Source organism: Vibrio sp. D417a (genome assembly GCF_030248595.1).
In the GTDB taxonomy this organism is placed as follows: Bacteria; Pseudomonadota; Gammaproteobacteria; order Enterobacterales; family Vibrionaceae; genus Vibrio; species Vibrio alginolyticus.
Map to the genome: position 1 here is coordinate 123,032 of NZ_JAHGAM010000005.1, position 18,304 is coordinate 141,335.

12 protein-coding genes are annotated in these 18,304 nt (G+C 45.0%); 4 read left to right on the forward strand and 8 right to left on the reverse strand.

The features are described 5' to 3' along the window. Window positions 1-72: 72 nt before the first annotated feature. The 7 genes from KI742_RS06035 to KI742_RS06065 form a co-directional block, all read right to left on the reverse strand. Window positions 73-666: a mechanosensitive ion channel family protein gene (locus KI742_RS06035; RefSeq protein WP_042522270.1), complete on the reverse strand. Its 594-nt coding sequence runs from the start codon at window positions 664-666 to the stop codon at window positions 73-75. A 493-nt stretch (window positions 667-1,159) separates the two neighbouring features. Next, window positions 1,160-3,274 carry a type I secretion system permease/ATPase gene (locus KI742_RS06040; RefSeq protein ID WP_005374556.1) on the reverse strand — a complete coding sequence of 705 codons (2,115 nt, stop codon included), beginning with the start codon at window positions 3,272-3,274 and terminating at the stop codon, window positions 1,160-1,162. A 15-nt stretch (window positions 3,275-3,289) separates the two neighbouring features. Next, window positions 3,290-5,203, reverse strand: a complete 1,914-nt coding sequence (locus KI742_RS06045; RefSeq protein WP_005383568.1) for an EAL domain-containing protein — start codon at window positions 5,201-5,203, stop codon at window positions 3,290-3,292. A 5-nt stretch (window positions 5,204-5,208) separates the two neighbouring features. Further along, entirely contained in the window at window positions 5,209-5,892 is a 684-nt protein-coding gene (locus tag KI742_RS06050) for a transglutaminase-like cysteine peptidase (protein ID WP_005374561.1), read from the reverse strand. Window positions 5,893-6,006: 114 nt separating this feature from the next. After that, window positions 6,007-7,398: an HlyD family type I secretion periplasmic adaptor subunit gene (locus tag KI742_RS06055; RefSeq protein WP_213866652.1), complete on the reverse strand. Its 1,392-nt coding sequence runs from the start codon at window positions 7,396-7,398 to the stop codon at window positions 6,007-6,009. Window positions 7,399-7,571: 173 nt separating this feature from the next. Further along, a complete protein-coding gene (locus KI742_RS06060) occupies window positions 7,572-8,795 on the reverse strand; it encodes a sigma-54 dependent transcriptional regulator (RefSeq protein WP_005383565.1) in 1,224 nt (407 codons plus the stop codon). Further along, complete coding sequence (locus tag KI742_RS06065) at window positions 8,788-10,662, reverse strand: ATP-binding protein (protein ID WP_285385370.1); 1,875 nt, start codon at window positions 10,660-10,662, stop codon at window positions 8,788-8,790. Before KI742_RS06065 ends, KI742_RS06060 begins: the two co-directional genes overlap by 8 nt. 115 nt (window positions 10,663-10,777) lie before the next feature. Between KI742_RS06065 and pdxH the strand changes: the two genes are divergently transcribed. Further along, a complete protein-coding gene (gene pdxH / locus KI742_RS06070; RefSeq protein ID WP_005374570.1) occupies window positions 10,778-11,413 on the forward strand; it encodes a pyridoxamine 5'-phosphate oxidase in 636 nt (211 codons plus the stop codon). A gap of 73 nt (window positions 11,414-11,486) precedes the next feature. Here the strand turns inward: pdxH and KI742_RS06075 are convergent, their stop codons facing one another. After that, window positions 11,487-12,206, reverse strand: a complete 720-nt coding sequence (locus KI742_RS06075; RefSeq protein WP_017820063.1) for a PAS domain-containing protein — start codon at window positions 12,204-12,206, stop codon at window positions 11,487-11,489. Window positions 12,207-13,178: 972 nt separating this feature from the next. On the opposite strand from KI742_RS06075, the gene KI742_RS06080 reads away from it, so the two are divergent. The 3 genes from KI742_RS06080 (at window position 13,179) to KI742_RS06090 (ending at window position 18,248) form a co-directional block, all read left to right on the forward strand. Beyond that, window positions 13,179-13,991 (forward strand): AraC family transcriptional regulator, encoded by an 813-nt coding sequence (locus KI742_RS06080; RefSeq protein ID WP_017820064.1) that lies wholly within the window; start codon window positions 13,179-13,181, stop codon window positions 13,989-13,991. A 406-nt stretch (window positions 13,992-14,397) separates the two neighbouring features. Continuing rightward, on the forward strand, window positions 14,398-17,529 hold the full coding sequence (gene putA, locus KI742_RS06085; protein WP_285385369.1) for a bifunctional proline dehydrogenase/L-glutamate gamma-semialdehyde dehydrogenase PutA: 3,132 nt from the start codon (window positions 14,398-14,400) through the stop codon (window positions 17,527-17,529). 11 nt (window positions 17,530-17,540) lie between these two features. Further along, entirely contained in the window at window positions 17,541-18,248 is a 708-nt protein-coding gene (locus KI742_RS06090; RefSeq protein WP_262658482.1) for a 1-pyrroline-5-carboxylate dehydrogenase, read from the forward strand. The last annotated feature ends 56 nt before the right edge of the window (window positions 18,249-18,304 follow it).

Sequence of the window (18,304 nt, forward strand, 5' to 3'; positions counted from 1 at the left end):
TTGAGGTCAACACTAAAACTTAAAAAGAAGTGCATTAAAAAGCCGATGTAGATACATCGGCTTTTTAGTGGGTTATTTCTTTCTGCGAGTATAAATCCGAGATTTTACTTTACTTGGCTCTGGCTTGTTTTTCGCCAGCTTTAGCACTGCTTTTTGCAAAATCTGGTTGTTTGGGTAAGTGATCAAGTTACCGTTGTCGTGCTTAATTAACACGTGAAACATGCTGATTTCTTGAATCTCACCGCAGATGTCTTCATCTTTGTCTACGACTTTAATTCGGTCACCCACTCGATATGGGAAGACAAAAAAGATCAAAAAGCTGGCAGTGATGTTGCTCAGAATTGACCACTGCGCAATAAATGCCACACCTAATACGGCAAAAATGGACGATAGGAACAAAGACACATCGCCATAGCCAATACCTGTGATAATGGCAAAAATAGAGGCGGTCAAAAATAGCAGCGCGACATTGAAACAACGCTGAATAAAACTCAAACGAGCCTTTTTTACACCTTTCGTTGTTGCCAAATTTAGGATGGCTCTATTTACAATCCTCTTCAGGATGCGATACGCGATCAGGACAAAAATGCCCATCAATAGTTTGTAACCGAGGGAGCCCGTAGTGAAATACTGGCTCACTTGCTCTAATTGGATCCAATCATTCATTTCTTCATCTCGACGATATCTAGAAAGCGGCTTTTATAGCTGATTTTTTGCTGTAAGTAATCACAATTTTTCTTTACACCATTTGTCTCTGTGTTGAGGTACCACAGAGTACTATATCGGTTAATCAAAGACTTAGTGAGCATTGCGAACTCTTTGGCTTTATGACTTATATTCAATCAAAGCTGACGTGATTTTGAAGAGAGCAATCTTTGAGCTGTATCCCATATCCGACATTCTATGACGCTAGTTCCTTATAAACGAGCTGAATATGACTTTTGTCCTGATAACCTAAGGTGTATTAATTGAAATAGCTTTTAGGGCGTTGAAAAATGGAAGAAGATGAAAAGGCGATTATGATTTTATTCGTGATTGTTGGCCTTGTACTCGTTTGGGTCGCGCTTGAAGAACTTAATTATCTCGGGCTCACAATAAAATAAGCCCCGTTAAACACAAGTTAAACGGGGCCCTTGTCTTTTATCAATGTGAATTCAGGCTAGCTAACCGCACGCACTTTGCCTTGTTTCAAATCGTTCAGCACTTGCGCTTTAGGGCCATCTGCGATGATGCTGCCTTTCTCCATCACAATTACGCGATCAACGATGTCGAGCATAGACGTTTTATGCGTAATCAGAATCAGCGTTTCACTAGGTTTCAACTGTGCTAATTGATGTTTAATGTGCATCTCTGAGCGATTATCCATCGCACTGGTTGGTTCATCCATGAGTAGAACAGGAGGACGACCCAAAAATGCACGAGCGATCGTGACTGCTTGACGTTGACCACCCGAAAGCATTGCACCGCCTTCACCAACTTGGCGTTCTAAGCCCGCTGGGTCAGATTGCGTAAACGCAGTAACACCGGCACGATTCGCTGCGTCTAGTACGTCACGGTCATCGGTTAATGGGCGACCTAGCGTAATGTTGTCGCGGATAGAACCAAAGAACAGATTCGAATCTTGCGGCACACAACCAATATTACGGCGAATGTCGACATGATGCAGCTGTGCGATGTCGGTATCATCAATGCGAACATGACCTTCCGTCGGCTGATACAAGCCCATGATGAGACGTTCTAACGTGGTTTTACCCGAACCGATACGGCCTATGATCGCTACTTTTTCGCCTGGGTTAATGGTCAAGCTCAAATCTCGAATCGACGCCACCGGTGAATCTGGGTAGTGGAAGGTCACGCGTTCAAGTTCAATTTTGCCTTGTACTATTGGGCGGTGAATGTAACGTTTACCTTCTTCTTGTTCATCCGGCATTTCCATGACTTGATTGATAATTGTCATAGAAGACTTCGCTTGGTTGTAGCGCGTAGAGAGTAAGGATAACTGAACCAAAGGACCAATCGCGCGGCCGCTAAGCATGGTTGCGGCAATCAAACCGCCCATGGTTAAGTCGCCTTCTGCAATTAAGTAAACGCCTAGGATGATCATCCCTACGTTACTACTTTGCTGCACAAAACCCGCCGCGTTTTGAATGCTATCCGTAATTCGTCGGCTTTTTATATTCCAGTTCGCCATGTGCGCAACTGCCTCTTCCCAGCGGTATTGGAATTGGCTTTGCGCACTGAGCATTTTTACGGTTTCTAACCCAGCCAAGCTCTCTATCAAATTGGCATATTTTTGCGATGCTAGGCGTGAACCCTCCTCAATGGAGCGGCGCAGCGGCCCCTGTATCAGTAGCGAGTGAATAATCAAAATGACCACGCCCACCATCGGTACATACACAAGATCGCCAGCCATTAGCCATATAATCACTAAGAATAAAATGGCAAAAGGCAAATCAATGAGAGCACTGACGGTCGCTGAAGTAAAAAACTCTCGAATAGATTCGAATTCTTGTAAATGGCGAGCGAAGGCACCGACCGAAGGCGGCTTCGATTCCATTCTAATCCCCATCACTTTGCTGAACAGTTTGGATGAAATCAGAATGTCAGACTTCTTGCCCGCCACATCAATGAAGTAATTTCTCAGCGACTTGAGAATGAAGTCGAACAGGAACACGACAAAAATGCCACTTGCTAGTACCCATAGGGTTTCAAACGCAAGATTCGGAACCACTTTGTCGTACACCAAGCGAGTGAATAGCGGAGCGGCAACCGCAAAGAGGTTGATGAGAAGTGATGCGATTAAAACATCACGGTAGATGCGTTTTGACTGCCACAAGGTTGACCAGAACCAGTGGCCTTCGTTGGTTTTGAGCACTTCGGGAGAGCGCTCATCGAAACGGAATTGCTTTTTAACTAAAAAGTACCGACCAGTGTATTGCTCAAGTAGGTCTTCTAATGGAATAGAGATCGGCACCATTCCACTTTCTAGGGTTGTGACTTCGGCCTCGCGTTTCTCCATATTGATGCTGTTGAGAACGCAAGAGTCACCGCCTTTAAGAACTAAGATTGCCGGCAGAATTAGGCTGGAGATGCTCTCCAGCTCTGCGCGGTTTTCCTTGGCAACCAATCCGGCCCTTTCCGCTGCTCTTGGTAGCAAAAATGGGGTCAGTTTACCGTCAGATAGCGGTAGTCCGTTGACTAGCGCTTCTGGCGAGTTAGCTAACCCATAGTAACGGCTAACGTAAATGAGCGAATTCAGTAAAGGGTCTTTCATCGTTGATAAACCTTTTTATTCCTTGTCGACGATGAATCCTTGGAATACCTCAACAAAATGTTCAGTGAGGAAATCCAACTGGATTTGAGTTTCGATACGCGATGCGATAGTCGTAATACCAAGGTTGTGGGCAGTACGAGAGATCGACGTTAGCGTGAATTTCTGTTTTTCGTCGTGCAAGTTGTGTGTGAATAGGTAATCGAGCTTCACATAGTTCGGGCGGAACTCTTGGATGTATTCCAAAGATTGGAAGTTACGTCCGTAGTTATCTACGCCGAACTCAGCACCTGATTGGCGAATGGCATTACATAACAGTGCTGTGTGGTGAGGCTGATCGATAAAGCATTCCTCTGGAATTTCAAAATGTAGCTTAGAGGCCACTTTGGCGTGTTTTTCCAGCATGCTAGTTGTCCAGCGAATAAACGATGGTTGAGACAAGCTGCTTTGCGCGATGTTAATCGCGACTGGGTCATTAAGTTCACCACTTTCTAGCATCTTAATCATTGATTCAATGACATACTGGTCAAAGATGTTGGTGGCGTCTAACTGTTCTAGTGCGAATAGGTATTGATTCGCACGATACGTTTCACCATCTTTTTCGATGCTTGAAAATACTTCGTTGTGGAATACTTTACCCCATGTGTTTTTCGCAGCTTGGAAACGGAATTTAACCCAATCACTATGAATGGCTTCTTCAACCAACGCTTTCCATTGCTGTTTACCCATCAAACTAGAAGGTGTATCACTGCCAATGAAGCCGTATGGCTTGTCTGGTTGCGCTTTGGCTTTCGATAGTGCGTTGTCCACCATCGAGAGGATTTCAGAGCGCGTTTTCTGATCTTTGCTGTGTGCAACCCCTAGTGACGCTTTAGGTTTTGCTAAGCCTGTTGGGTCAGTATTTAGGCCGTTCACACAATTGACGATGCTGTCCGATAAAATGCGTAACTCGCTCTCATCCATATGAGGGAAAAGCAAGCCGAACTCATCACTAGATAAGCGAGCAATAGTGGCACCCGGTACATCAATGGTGTTTTTCAAACGTTGAGACAGTTCTTTAACGTGGGCATCTGCGCGTTGGTAATCTTTGGTCTCGTAAATGTCCCCAATGTATTCAGCATGGAGTAGCGCGATACCCCCTTGCGTTTGCTCTGCAAGCCATTGGTCAATTTGGTTGATGTAGAATGAGCGGTTACCCAATTTAGATATAGGGTCGAGGTAAGCCTGAGCACGCAGACGTTGCGCCTCTTTGGCTTGCTCTTTGAATGATAGCTCGATTTGAGCAGACATCATGTTAATGCCATCTACCACCGCGATAAGATCTTTGGTTCTTGGACGAGCAAGCGGTTCACCAAATTGGTTATTCGCGATTTCATGCATTTTATTTACGATGGCCGTTAATGGTTTTAGCGAGCGACGTAGGATGTATGAAATTGCCACTAAACCAGCTAGAAAAATGACACTGAATACAGACAGCAAGCCAATAAAACCTTGCCAGAGCTGCTCGTAAGCTGCGCCTGGGTGGCTAATGATTTCTACTTCGGCGAGCTGCATCCAACCACTGGTCACAACACGCTTATCGTGAATCGCTTTAAATAGATTCATGTCGATAAACCATTGTGGCACCGTACTTGGTTTAACTGGGTAAGTACGCACGATCTGGTAGTCAGAATCTAATGCTGTAAGACGAACAACTGAGTAGGTGCTGCCGTCAAATAGAGCATTAATCACGGACTCAACCGCGACTTTATCTTTGTCCTTTAGGTAAGGAGCCAATGCCAAACCTACGGTGTTAATAGTGTTGTTGACCTCTGAACGTTGCTGTTGCTCCAAGCTGTCTCGAGTCGTGTTGAATTGGATTACGAATACTGATGCCAACAAGAGTATAAAGACCGTAACCATCCCCACCACAAGCTTCTTATATAGGGTCATGTTTCTCACTCGTCATAGTTAATTTTAGGTTTATTTAACTGCAACTTACGTTCGCGCGAGCGTAAGTCATTCCAAAGGCTCAACCGTGATGCTTTCCCTGCCAGCTCTCCAGTGCTAGCAGATGACTTCATCAACCACAGGTTTGTACCATTAAAACTGTATATCGGTAGCAAGTCGCTACGCTTAGAGGCTCGGACAATGTCAGGATTGATATTATCGAGAATGAGCGGCTCAGAACTTGGGGTAGGGTAGTAAGCTAATACCATGTGAAACTGATTCAGTTCGATGGCTTTTACGTATATTAACCGCATCTTTGAATCTGGTATTCCTAGCTCGAGTAAAGAGAAGTACTTAGCAATAGTGAAATCTTCACAGTCTCCTGCGTTACTCCCTAAAAATTCGAGTGGCGTAGCCCAATAATCTGTCTTTCCCCACAGTTTTATGTCGTCAACGAAATACAGCTGATTAAAAAAGTCGTTAACGCCAGCGAGCTGTTCATGAGTCTCTAATTGTTTAAATAAGTCGAGGTTCTTTCGCCATGTATTTACGCGCAATCCCGCACGTTCGCCGTACACCGCTGTGACCGTATTGACCCATCGTTGTTCTTTACTGTTCAGCGCACCAAGTTGGAACGACAAACAACTTAAGCTGATTAATAATGTAACTTTACGCTGCAAATTGGATCGCATATTCGACTCGTATCACAAGTATACTCTTCTAGAGAGTTCGTCAGTGAGAAATAAGTGCTTTTTATTTAATCGCTTATCGCTCAATACTCCCTATCGCGAGTATCTTAATGTGGTTTACTCCTTCAAGGCGTTCGTTTTGGCACTTAAAATCGGTTTAAGTAGATATTCCAAAACGGTTCGCTTCCCTGTGATGATATCGACCGATGCTGTCATTCCTGGAATGATTGGTAAATCTGCATCTTGACCAAAGTTTGTTTTTTCGGTGCGTACACGAACAATGTAGAAGCTGTTGCCTTCTTCATCTTGAGTGGTATCCGCGCTGATATGTTCCAACTCTCCCTCTAAACCGCCGTACTTTGTGAAGTCGTAAGCTGTAAACTTCACGATAGCATGAAGATCTGGGCGTAAAAATGCGATGTCTTTTGGCGCAATTTTCGCCTCTACCAATAGTGTGTCTTCTGTTGGTACGATCTCGACGATATCCATACCAGGTTGGATAACACCACCGACAGTATTGATGTTCAGTGTTTTGATTTTGCCTGTTACTGGCGAATTCACAACCGTTCGGTTTACTCTATCTTCCAAGCCCACCGCTGATTCAACCAAAGCAGATAACTGGTCTTGGGCGCTGTTGAGTTTCTCTTGCTGTTCAGAGCGGAATTTGAGTGCAACATCAATACGGTTGAGCATGGATTCTCGAATCGCTGATTGCAATACGGGAATTTTGAGCTCACTGGACGTCATTTCACGACGGGTATCGTTGACTTGGCGCTGTAATTTGAGCAGTTCAATACGAGGAACAACGCCCTCGTCTGCCAAAGGTTTGGTGATATCGAGTTCTTTTTTCGCGTATTGGTAGCTTTGACGCAAGTTCCTTACTCGTGCTTGGATCTCTACCAAGTCCTGCTGCTTTTGCTGCACTTGTTGGTCAATAACAGAAAGTTGGTTGCGTAAATTATCTAGATCTTCGCGATATTCTGCTTTTTGACGCTGTGTGAGTTGAGGTCGAGTCTCTTCCAAGGTTGGTGGGAAGGTCAGTTTACCGTAATCAAGTAGTACACTTTGACGCCAGTTTTCCGTTTCAAAATCACGATTAACGGCAACACTGTTAATAGAAGCGGATAGTTGCAGCACAGATGCGGTAAGGTTGGCAACTTGTTGCTCACGTTCACGAAAATCTGAGCGAAAGCGGGTGTCATCGATAAGCAGTAACTGTTGGCCTTTTTCAACCAACTGACCTTCTTTGACTAAGATTTCTTTGACTAAGCCACCTTCTAAGTTTTGGACTACTTGTACCTGTGAGGAGGGAATCACTTTGCCTTGACCAACCGTGACTTTGTCGATTTCAGCCCAAGATGCCCAACCTATTGCTGCAATGAAAAATAGCACCATAACCCAGAGCATAAAACGCGCGCTGTTGGGGGTATTGAGGAGCAATGCTGCAGTTTTGTCATCAACAAAATCCAACTCTTCATCGTTGAGTTTGTTGTAGTTATCTCGGCTCATCACAGTCCCTGCTTATATAATTACGGATTATCTTTTTGATCTTATTATTATTAACCGATCATGTCAGCATGCTCGGCTAATAAAATATGAGAAGAGGGTTATTCTCTCTTCAAATGAGCTTTCTTACACTTTCTAAATCAAACAAAAGCATAATTAGCGCCGGAGTATAGCTATTACGCCTTGAACTTGGCTTTATCCAACTGATGTTTTTTTAGTTTGTCGTACAAGGTTTTGCGTGATACCTGTAATTCTAGTTGAACCTCTTTGAGTCTGCCGCGATGTCTTTGCAATGCATCGAATAACAAGCAATATTCAAAGTATTCTGTGCGCTGAGTCATACTCTGAATTTCAAGACTTTTCTCACTATTCCAATCTTCCATTCTAAAAGTATCTGGCTTGAGGGCACGAAGTTCAGCAAATTGGCGTAGCTGCTTAACGTTTTCTGGCCATTCGAGACTGGTGAGGTGTTTGACTTCTTCTAGGCTGATATGTGGTGGCTGTAACTGATATCGGCTCGCGGTGTGGCGCACAAAGTGCTTGTATAAAGGCCCTATATCTTCCTTTCTTTCATCGAGCGTTGGTAAGTGAATTAGAGTCGCCAGGGATTTTAGAGGCGGCTCGGCTTGGGTGGTCGCGCCAAAAACACGTTCAAGTTTTGGGTGCTTGAACAAGTATTCCCATTGCTCAAATGATACATGCTCTGCGCTATGTAAGTACAAACTGCAGTGGCGTTTTCCTTCACTTAAGCGGTGTATGGCTTTGTCGAGCGCTTCTAATGAAAGCTCATAGAGGTCTTCACCAGAAGCGGCGATTAGCTCACTATCCGGTGTTGCATGTATGTCGTGGGCAAATTGTGCGGCGAGACGGCGACCTGTACCATCTTGACCTACAAAAATGAGCGGCTGGCTTGTAGGCGCACTGATCAAGGCGCGACGAATGCTCACCATGGCCTTACTGTGACCAATCATTTTCGGACCAACATGAGTTTGCATGTCGAGCTCTTTCTTAAGCCAGATGTTTTCTTGCAACAAGTTCAGTTTATCGCTGGCATTGTTGAGCGATTTCATGAGCTGTTCCGTTGAAAACGGTTTTTCTAGAAAGTCGTACGCGCCGCTTTTCATCGCATCTACCGCGGTTTTCACATCTCCATGTCCAGTAAGTACGATGAATTGAAAGTGATCGTTTTTGCTTCGCAAAGTTCGCATAAACTCCAAGCCATCCATCACGGGCATATGGATATCGGTAATGATAATCGCAGGCGTATTTGAGTCGATTACGCGTAAGGCTTCTACTGCGTTTGGTAAGCAGGTGACGTCTATCCCTTCAATCAGCAGGGCTTGAGACACGGCATCACGAATGTGTGGTTCGTCATCAACAAAGAAAACTGGGTTATTCATGGTCGTTTTCCACTTCTGGGGTACGTTTATTCTGATTGACTATTGGTAGCGTCACGATAAAGGTCATCCCTCCTGCTTGTTGTTCTGTGTTCTGATGTTTATAGGCACAGAGGGAGCCGTGATAGCTCTCTATAATCCGCTTGGAGATGGTCAAACCTAATCCAAGACCCTCCGGCTTAGTCGTAAAAAATGGGTCGAACACTTTTGCTAGGGCTTCGTCTGACATCCCTGGTCCGTTATCGGAAACAAGAATGTCGCAACTGTCATCATGACACTGAACAGCAATGGATATTTGCGGATCGATACAGTGGTTTTCCATCGCTTGTGCGGCGTTGTGGAAGAGGTTTATCAGCACTTGTTCTAATTCAACGCTGTGAATGGCCAGCTTCACATCATAGTCTATGGCCGGAACTTTTAGTGTTACTCCTTGCTTAATAAGCTTGTTGCTCAAAATGCTGGTGGCAGTATGTACCGCGTCGTGCAGTACTGAGATTTCATTGTGTGAATCGTGCGTGGTTTTCCGAGTAAAGACTTTTAAGCGGGCAATGACTTCCGAAATGGTGTCATTGAGTGTCAGCATTTTGCCCAAATTGTCAGCGACCATTGGGTATTTTTCCATTGCCAACAAACGCTGCGAGTTTTCGGTATAGGTTCTTAGTGCGGAAAGTGGCTGATTTATCTCATGATTAATACTGGCTGATAGCTCGCCCAACAGTGCCAATTTCGCGGCTTGCGTCAGTTCTTGTTGTGTTTGTTTAAGCTCTTGTTGGCTTTGCTCATATTGGCGGATAGTCTGTTGTAGTTTTTGGTTGGCTTCACTCAGAACTAGTGTCCGTTGCACTACTTTTTCTTCTAGGCTCACATTGAGATGGGCAAGGCGTGCTTTGTTAACTAGGGTTTGGAACCACGCTAACGCAATTAGAGCAATGAGCGCATATAAGATCAGGAAGACGATATCGGCCTGTAAAACGGCGGCAAGAACGCTGTTGTGGTTAATTAAGGCAACGACGCGAAACCCTTTATCCAATAAGTGTGTTGCGTATGCGAGGTAATTCGGTGATAGAAGCAATTGATTGTCATCAAACTCCGTGACACCACTGTGTGCCGTTAACTCACCAAAATATTCGGGCAAGGTATCGCCATATTGACGCGTTTCAGTAAGTTCATTTATTGCGCTCGATGACAGTGGGAAAAGTGCACGATAGCGCCAGTCTGGTAAATTGCTCATAAACACGACATTGTGTTTATCTGTAATGAGTACGTCAGTCGTGGTTTGCGAAAGGCGCTGTTCTAATTGCTCCAAATTCACTTTTACTGTGATCACGCCAACGACTTCCTCATTTACCCACAGCGGAGATGAGAAGAAGTACCCACGTTTATTCGAGCGTACGCCTAATCCAACGTATTGAGCGGGCTCACCGCGTCGCGCATTTTTAAAATAGGGGCGATAGCTAAAACTAGAGCCAACAAACGTATCTTCTTGCTGAAAGTTACTTGAGGCAATGACTAACCCGGTGCGGTCATGAACGTAAATAGTATCGGCCAAACTTTGCTTCAACCAATCTGATAACAGTAGGTTGAGCTCTTGAGAGGGCGTTCCGCGCTCGACTGCTTTGAGTAGTCTTGGGTCGTGACTTAATAGGTTTGGTATCTGTTCAAACTTTGCCAGTTCGTAGTCCACTTCTTGTGACACTTGCGCGGCTTGTCTCTCTAGCTTTTGTTGCCATTGATCATGTTGGTATTGAGTTGCGTAATGATGAGTAAGCGCAAGCCCTGAAATGCCGACGGCACACAGTAGCAGTAAAAAATGACGTAGGGCTTTGGGGTTGAGTAAGTTCACGATCGGCTCACTGGTTTTTTGTGTCATGGTATCAAATGACGCACTGTGATGCTGTGAGCGGCAACGATAACAAGCACAATGATGTCCTTGTATTTCCTCAGTATCGGGAGCACAATCGACAAAAACGAGTGAAGGAGTAAAGATGGAACTTGCTGATATTCGTCGTGAGTACACCAAAGGTGGGCTGCGTCGTAAAGATTTGAAAGCTGATCCTATTGATCAATTTAATCTGTGGCTAGAGCAAGCAGTTGAAGCGGGTTTAACGGACCCGACTGCGATGACAGTTGCAACGGTTGATGAAAATGGCATGCCGTTTCAACGCATTGTTCTATTGAAAAACGTCGACAAAGATGGTTTTGTGTTTTACACCAACCTAGGCAGTCGCAAGGCCCAGCAGCTAGAGCATAACAGCAATATTAGTTTGCACTTCCCTTGGCATCCGTTAGAGCGCCAAGTTCATATTACTGGTGTGGCTGAAAAGCTTACCGCCGTAGAGAATATGAAATACTTTACTTCTCGTCCTAAAGAGAGCCAGTTGGCCGCAATCGCGAGCAAACAAAGTAGCCGTATTTCTGCCAGAGGTGTGTTGGAAGGTAAGTTTTTAGAGCTAAAACAGAAGTTTGCTAAGGGTGAAATACCAGTACCAACCTTTTGGGGTGGCTTTCGCGTAAAACCAAAGAGCATCGAATTTTGGCAAGGTGGCGAACATCGCCTTCACGATCGTTTTCTTTTCTCCCAGCATGATGGAAGTTGGGACATTGATCGTCTAGCGCCATAGGCTTATGGTCCCTCATGAATAAACAAACACCGCCGAATTGGGGCGGTGTTTTTGTAGGTGGAAGCGATGCGAATTATCGCTCTCCATTCAACACAACCGATAATTGATGCTTAAGCAGCGTTTTGGGTACAACAGAGCCGTAGCCTGCTTCCATTGCTTTATCTATTAGCTCGTTCTTGCTGTTCGCTGCAAACTTATTACGTAAGCGTGCGACGTGACCTTCAACGGTTTTTGTTGATATGCCCATGACCTGAGAGATGAATTGAGGCTTTTTGCCATAGAGCAAGAGGAAAAGCGTTTCTTGCTCGCGGCATGTGAGCTTCTCTGGTTTTGGTTGTAAGTCAGAAAAACGAAAGATGGATTGTTGATTTGGGTTGGTACTGATTGCACGACAAACCCAATACCCGACTTCAATCACGGCGGTGTCGGTGAGTTCCCTTCCGTAGAAAATGGTGCCTACGATGTCGCCTTTGTCATCTCGCCACGGTGTTTTAGTAAATATATGTGCTCGCCAGCGGCCATCTGGATAAGGGTGGATATCCAGAATTTTTAGTGACTCGCCAGTTTCGAGAACGTGTTTATCTTGGCGTTGAAATTCTTGCGCGCATTCAGTGGTTGGGCTGGCCATATCAAAATCAGTTTTACCCAAGCACTCCTCGGGCGACGTGTGCCCTAACAGTTCTGCGTATTCCTGGTTTACGTATAGGAATACCGAATCTTTATCTTTGCATCCCCAACAACCTGGTAGCTGTTTAAGGAGGGACTGTTCTATGGTATCGACTGAAATATTCACAAAAGGACTCACTACATACTGCTTTTACCAATACAGAGACGTCCGTGTTACATGGCTCGTATTGATGTTGCCAAGTAGGCAGTTACGTTGCTAGAACACGTTCGTTGATTGGCGCTCAATCCAATTAAATTCATGGTGTTCGATGTTTTCGTCAGGTAGTCATAGACAACGACGAAATGGAACGAAGAGTTTAATTGGGAAAATGGTCTGTTTCATTACAGATATGTGCGCTCACGGATGTCCGCCTAATGTTCGGCTTACAACTCGTATCGTCCTTGATCATGCTTCCTACAACTCAGTTGTAATGTGGTTGACGTTCATATCACTTGTGAGCGAAAGAGCAGCACCTAAGCATATGAGAGGGACAGTGAGACAAAAGCTATGATATCAGCTTATGCCATTGTTTTCATTGTTGAGAAGCGAAAAAAAAGCCAGCCTGAAGACGGGCTGGCAACACAAGATATAATCTTGTCGACGTGTAGAAGAGGTTCTAAATTACCTAGCGAGGGTCTGCTAAGTAAGTTAGAGGTATCAATGAGATACCGAGAGCTTTAGATCGTATGCATCTTAAAGCTCGATAACTAATGTATTGAATCAGAGGCATATTAGTAAGGGGGGAAATCCCTCTATGTTGAGTTTAAGCGTGGGTTTCGATCCGTTTCGGAGACGACTTATCTAATATGGAGCACGGTGTTTTACAAAATAACAGATTGTTCGGTAACAAGGATCTTTACATTGATTGATTATGTATACGTAAGGTGTTGCCTATCTATCCGTTTTTGTTAATAAAATTGGTTGCTCACTGACCGTAAATTAACCTCGCATGATCATCGTTCCGGAACTATGATCATGTAAATGAACTTGATCATGCTGATTTGATCTTGTCGATTGAGTTGGGTAAAAGTTGCAACCCAACAAAGAAGGTATATGATGCGAAGACGTAAGCTGACCGTGTAAAGACGACTGTTTAAAATGAGTGACTCAGATAACCAAAAAATCCTTTCATATCAAGAGATTATTCTGCCAAAGCCGGCGGAGCTGATCACACTTCCGTCTTATATGGATTGCCACGATCATTCTTATACGCAGATCGTGATTGGTTTAAAAGGGCAAGCCGAATTTGAAGTGCGCGGGCGAGGTAATCTTGTCGGCCCTGGTCAAGGTTGTGTGGTCACCGCATGCTCTGATCATGCTTTCGGTGGCGTCATCAATCAATCGGATATTTTGGTGCTGAATATGCCCAAACCGACAAATGATGATCCTGAAATGCTTCAAAAAATCAATAACCTGGAGAGAGATCATGTCTACTTCCAGTTAGATAGTCAAATTCAGAAGTTGATACAGATGTTGGTTCAGGAAATGCGAAACCATCCGGATGACCTGCTGTTAAGTCGTGCGTGTAACGACACTGTGATTGCATTAATGCAGCGCCATATCTCGGCATTTGAGACCAGTCGAAAAGAGTCGCGCTTTGATTTGGAGGCGATTGATCGTTACATTGAGCAGCACCTGAGTCATAAGATTAGTGTGGCTCAATTGGCCGGGCGAGTGTTTCTTGGGGAAAGTCAGTTCCATTGCTTGTTTAAAGAGCAGATGGGGATTACACCTCATCAATATGTTCTTGGAAAGCGAATCGACATGGCTCGTGAATTAATCGAGCAAGGGCACCTTTCTTTAGGGCAAATTGCAGAGTTTACTGGCTTCTCAAGCCAGAGTACTTTTACTCATACTTTTACTCGCTTACAGGGAATATCACCTTCCCGTTATAAAAAACAAGTTGGATAACAACGCGTTTTTTTAGGTCAAATAATCATCAATCAGAATAAAGCCATGCACTATGCATGGTTTTTTTATGTTTTATTCACGTGACCTATCTCTCGTTTTTTTAAATTCTCTGTTCTTTGCAGTGGTTGATATGCCACTTGATCCTACATTTTCTCTTAGAACGAGCTCTTCACAAAAATCTTATTGATATTCTTGATATTTTGTTGTGAATGCAATGAAAAAATTAAAATTTACAACACAAAATATTACCTATTTGAATGTGACTATGTGGATGTTTTGTTATAAAAGCGAGTTTTTGGCAAAAATGTCGTAGTTTTTGACAAGTATTCTTATCGGCCTCAAAATACACTGCCAGCCATTGATAATCCTCGAAGCGGTTTTCGAGGAGTGAGATTGAGGAACACACATGTTTACAGCTACGAACGTGTTGACACCGGAATTTATCGGGCAGCCGCTTGATAAGTTGTGGTCACTGATCTCGCCATTATATATGGTGGACGAGTCTCAATGGCTAGAGCAACTATTGCCACTAGCGACGCCGACAGAGGATGAAAAATCGGCGATCACTACCCAAACGACCCACCTTATCGAAGCCATTCGTGCCGATAAGAAGTCAATCCAGATGATTGATGCTTTATTGCTGGAATACAGCTTAGATACTCAAGAAGGTATCTTGCTGATGTGTCTTGCAGAAGCATTAATGCGCATCCCAGATGCCGCGACAGCAGATTCTTTGATTAAAGATAAGTTGAGTGTCGCAGACTGGAAATCTCACCTGAAGAACTCTGACTCTGTGTTTGTTAACGCATCAACATGGGGCCTCATGCTAACAGGTAAAGTGGTTGGTCTTGGTGAGCAAGGCACCCAGAGCCCAGGTCAGGCTGTAAACCGTCTGGTAAATAAATTCTCTGAGCCTGTGATTCGTAAAGCCATGTATCAGGCAATGAAGATCATGGGTCACCAGTTTGTTCGTGGTCGTACGATCGAAGAAGCGCAGAAGAACGGTCGCCCAATGCGCGACAAAGGTTTCACCTACTCATTTGATATGTTGGGTGAGGCGGCGTTAACTACAGCGGACGCGAACAAGTACTTCAAAGATTACCTAATGGCGATCGAAGCGGTGGGTCGCGAGACTTACGGTAACGACACCAGCCCTGCGCCTTCGATTTCCATCAAGCTTTCTGCATTACACCCGCGCTACGAAGTCGCAAATGAAGAACGTGTAATGACAGAGTTGTATGACTCACTAATGCAGCTATTGAAACGTGCAATTGAAGTCGACGTTGCAATCACAATCGATGCAGAAGAAGCGGATCGCCTTGAGCTTTCTCTGAAGCTATTTGAGAAAGTATACCGTAGCGATCTTGTGAAGGGTTGGGGCAAGTTTGGTTTGGTTATTCAAGCCTACTCAAAACGTGCGCTACCAGTCTTGGTGTGGCTAAATGCACTCGCAAAAGAACAAGGTGACGTTATTCCTCTGCGTTTGGTTAAAGGCGCGTACTGGGACAGCGAAATCAAGTGGTCTCAACAAGCGGGTTATGCAAATTACCCAGTATACACTCGCAAAGAAGCGACGGACGTTGCATACCTAGCTTGTGCTCGTTTCCTACTTAGCGAAGGTGTTCGCGGTAATATCTACCCACAATTTGCAAGCCACAATGCTCACACGGTGACGGCAATTGCTGTCATGGCGGAGCACAAAGAATACGAGTTCCAGCGCCTGCATGGTATGGGTGATTCTCTGTATAACCATGTTATGAAAATGTACGGTCAGCCAGTACGTATTTATGCACCTGTCGGTAGCCATGCTGATCTTCTTCCGTACTTGGTTCGTCGTCTGCTTGAAAATGGTGCGAACAGCTCGTTTGTACACCGTCTAGTTGATGCGCGTTGTCCGATTTATGAGTTGACCCACCACCCTGTGGATGTGTTGACGGGTTTTGACACGCTACACAACGACAAAATTCCATTGCCTGCCGATATTTTCCCTGAGCGTAAGAACTCATATGGCGTCAACATTGATATCGACAGTGAGGCGAAGCCATTTGAAGCGCAGGTAGAAAGCTTCATGGACAATCAGTGGGTTGCAGGCCCGATGATCAATGGTGAGCGTTTTGCCGAATGCATGATCAAGGAAAATGCCGCTGAGATCATCACCGCACCGTACGATCGCCGAATTGAAGTCGGCAAAGTGGCATTTGCAACTCTTGATCACGTTTCCGCTGCAATTGATGCGGCGCAAACTGCTTTCTCTGATTGGAAAGCCGTTCCTGTTGAACAAAAAGCGGCTTGTTTAGAAAAGCTTGCTGACTTAATGGAAGAAAACCTAGCTGAGCTGGTGGCGATTTGTCACAAAGAAGCGGGTAAAACGATTCACGATAGCATTGATGAAGTTCGTGAAGCGGTGGATTTCTGTCGTTATTACGCGAAACAAGCGCAAAACCTACAGCCATTTGAGCTAGAAGGCTTTGATGGTGTGAAACGCATTTCTAGCCGTGAAGGTCTTGGTGTGTTTGTGTGTATTAGCCCTTGGAACTTCCCGTTGGCTATCTTCCTTGGTCAGGTGACGGCAGCACTGATTGCGGGTAACACAGTGGTTGCAAAACCTGCTGAGCAAACAAGCTTAATTGCCGCTCGCGCTATTGAACTAATGCTGGATGCTGGTTTCCCTGCAGGTGTGATTCAGTTACTTACTGGTCGCGGCGCTGAGATTGGTCATGCACTGACTTCTCATGATGCCATTGCTGGTGTGGCATTCACTGGCTCAACGGCAACGGCGCAACGCATTAACGTTACGCTCGCGGAGCGCAGCGCGAAACCAGTTCCGTTTATTGCGGAAACAGGTGGCCAAAACGCAATGATTGTGGACAGTACTGCATTGCCAGAGCAGGTGGTGCGTGATGTGATTCGTTCGGCGTTTGCATCTGCTGGTCAGCGTTGTTCTGCCCTTCGTGTTCTATTTGTACAAGAAGATGTAGCAGACCGTATGATCAACCTGATTCAGGGTGCGATGAATGAACTGCATGTTGGTTTACCTTACCTACACAAAACAGATGTTGGTCCGGTTATCGACAGCAATGCAAAACAAAAACTCCTCGCTCACCTTGAGCAAATGAGCAAAACACAGACTAAAGTCGCTCAACTACAGCTGGATGAATCGTGTCAGCATGGTGACTTTGTTTCACCAAGTGCGTTTGAAATCTCGGGCATCGATGTGCTGAAAGAAGAACAATTTGGTCCAATCTTGCACATTGTTCGCTTTAAAGCGTCTGAATTACCGAACGTGGTTGCGCAGATCAACAAAACAGGTTTTGGCTTGACGATGGGTATCCATAGCCGTAACGAAACCACGTACCGTTGGATTGAGAAACATGCTCGAGTAGGTAACTGCTACATCAACCGAGACCAAGTTGGCGCTGTGGTTGGTGTACAGCCGTTTGGTGGTCAAGGCTTGTCGGGTACTGGCCCGAAAGCTGGTGGTCCACACTACCTATTCCGCTTTACTCAACATCTTCTTGCTCAAGCAGAAAACGCATAAGGAGTCGCATTATGGTTCATCAGATCACCTATTTTAAAGATGCATTCTCTGCGTGGGAGCAGTGGAATCTGACTGATTTTGATTACAAATGCGAGCATGTTCTGGCATTTAAATCTGCACTAGAAGGGCAGCAGTCTAGCGTTGCCAAAGTGGTTTCTTACCACTTGCAACAAGCATCAGCTCTTCTTGCAGAAACTCACCAGTTAGTTGGCCCTACAGGGGAAACTAACGAACTGTATGCCGCAGGACGCGGTGTGGCTTTGGTGATTTGTGAAAACAACATCGAGCCTGCTGATAATGCGTTATACAGTGCTTTTGCGATGATCACCTGTGCCTTAATTGCAGGCAACAGTGTGGTCGTTTGCAGTGACAATGCAGAGCTAAACCAATTGGTTAAGCAAGCTGTAGCGTTGGCAAACTTCCCATCTAACTTAGTCCAGGTTGTTGCGTACGATGCGTCTGCCCCGTTGCTTGAGAGCGATGTACGTAGTGTGGGTTATGTTGGGCGTTCACAGGTTGAGCATGCGCTCAATCTTCAACTAGCTAAGCGTGACGGTGCAATCGTCGGCTTAGTTTCTGAAACGGATTTAGAGTCACCGAAATGGGCTCATGATCCTCATCTCTCGTTGCGCTTCATTACTGAGCGCACTCGAACGATAAATATTACCGCGGTGGGTGGTAACGCAACTCTACTCGAGTTGGGGAACGAAACTCACTAACCTGACTTGTAATGCCAATCTGGAGTAACTGGACTGAGAGCCGGTCCAGATTGGTT

Bases quoted from the DNA above. Each gene is read 5' to 3' on its own strand.
- KI742_RS06035 (WP_042522270.1), bottom strand. From the start codon at position 666: ATGAATGATTGGATCCAATTAGAGCAAGTGAGCCAGTATTTCACTACG.
- KI742_RS06040 (WP_005374556.1), bottom strand. From the start codon at position 3,274: ATGAAAGACCCTTTACTGAATTCGCTCATTTACGTTAGCCGTTACTAT.
- KI742_RS06045 (WP_005383568.1), bottom strand. From the start codon at position 5,203: ATGACCCTATATAAGAAGCTTGTGGTGGGGATGGTTACGGTCTTTATA.
- KI742_RS06050 (WP_005374561.1), bottom strand. From the start codon at position 5,892: ATGCGATCCAATTTGCAGCGTAAAGTTACATTATTAATCAGCTTAAGT.
- KI742_RS06055 (WP_213866652.1), bottom strand. From the start codon at position 7,398: ATGAGCCGAGATAACTACAACAAACTCAACGATGAAGAGTTGGATTTT.
- KI742_RS06060 (WP_005383565.1), bottom strand. From the start codon at position 8,795: ATGAATAACCCAGTTTTCTTTGTTGATGACGAACCACACATTCGTGAT.
- KI742_RS06065 (WP_285385370.1), bottom strand. From the start codon at position 10,662: ATGACACAAAAAACCAGTGAGCCGATCGTGAACTTACTCAACCCCAAA.
- pdxH (WP_005374570.1), top strand. From the start codon at position 10,778: ATGGAACTTGCTGATATTCGTCGTGAGTACACCAAAGGTGGGCTGCGT.
- KI742_RS06080 (WP_017820064.1), top strand. From the start codon at position 13,179: ATGAGTGACTCAGATAACCAAAAAATCCTTTCATATCAAGAGATTATT.
- putA (WP_285385369.1), top strand. From the start codon at position 14,398: ATGTTTACAGCTACGAACGTGTTGACACCGGAATTTATCGGGCAGCCG.
- KI742_RS06090 (WP_262658482.1), top strand. From the start codon at position 17,541: ATGGTTCATCAGATCACCTATTTTAAAGATGCATTCTCTGCGTGGGAG.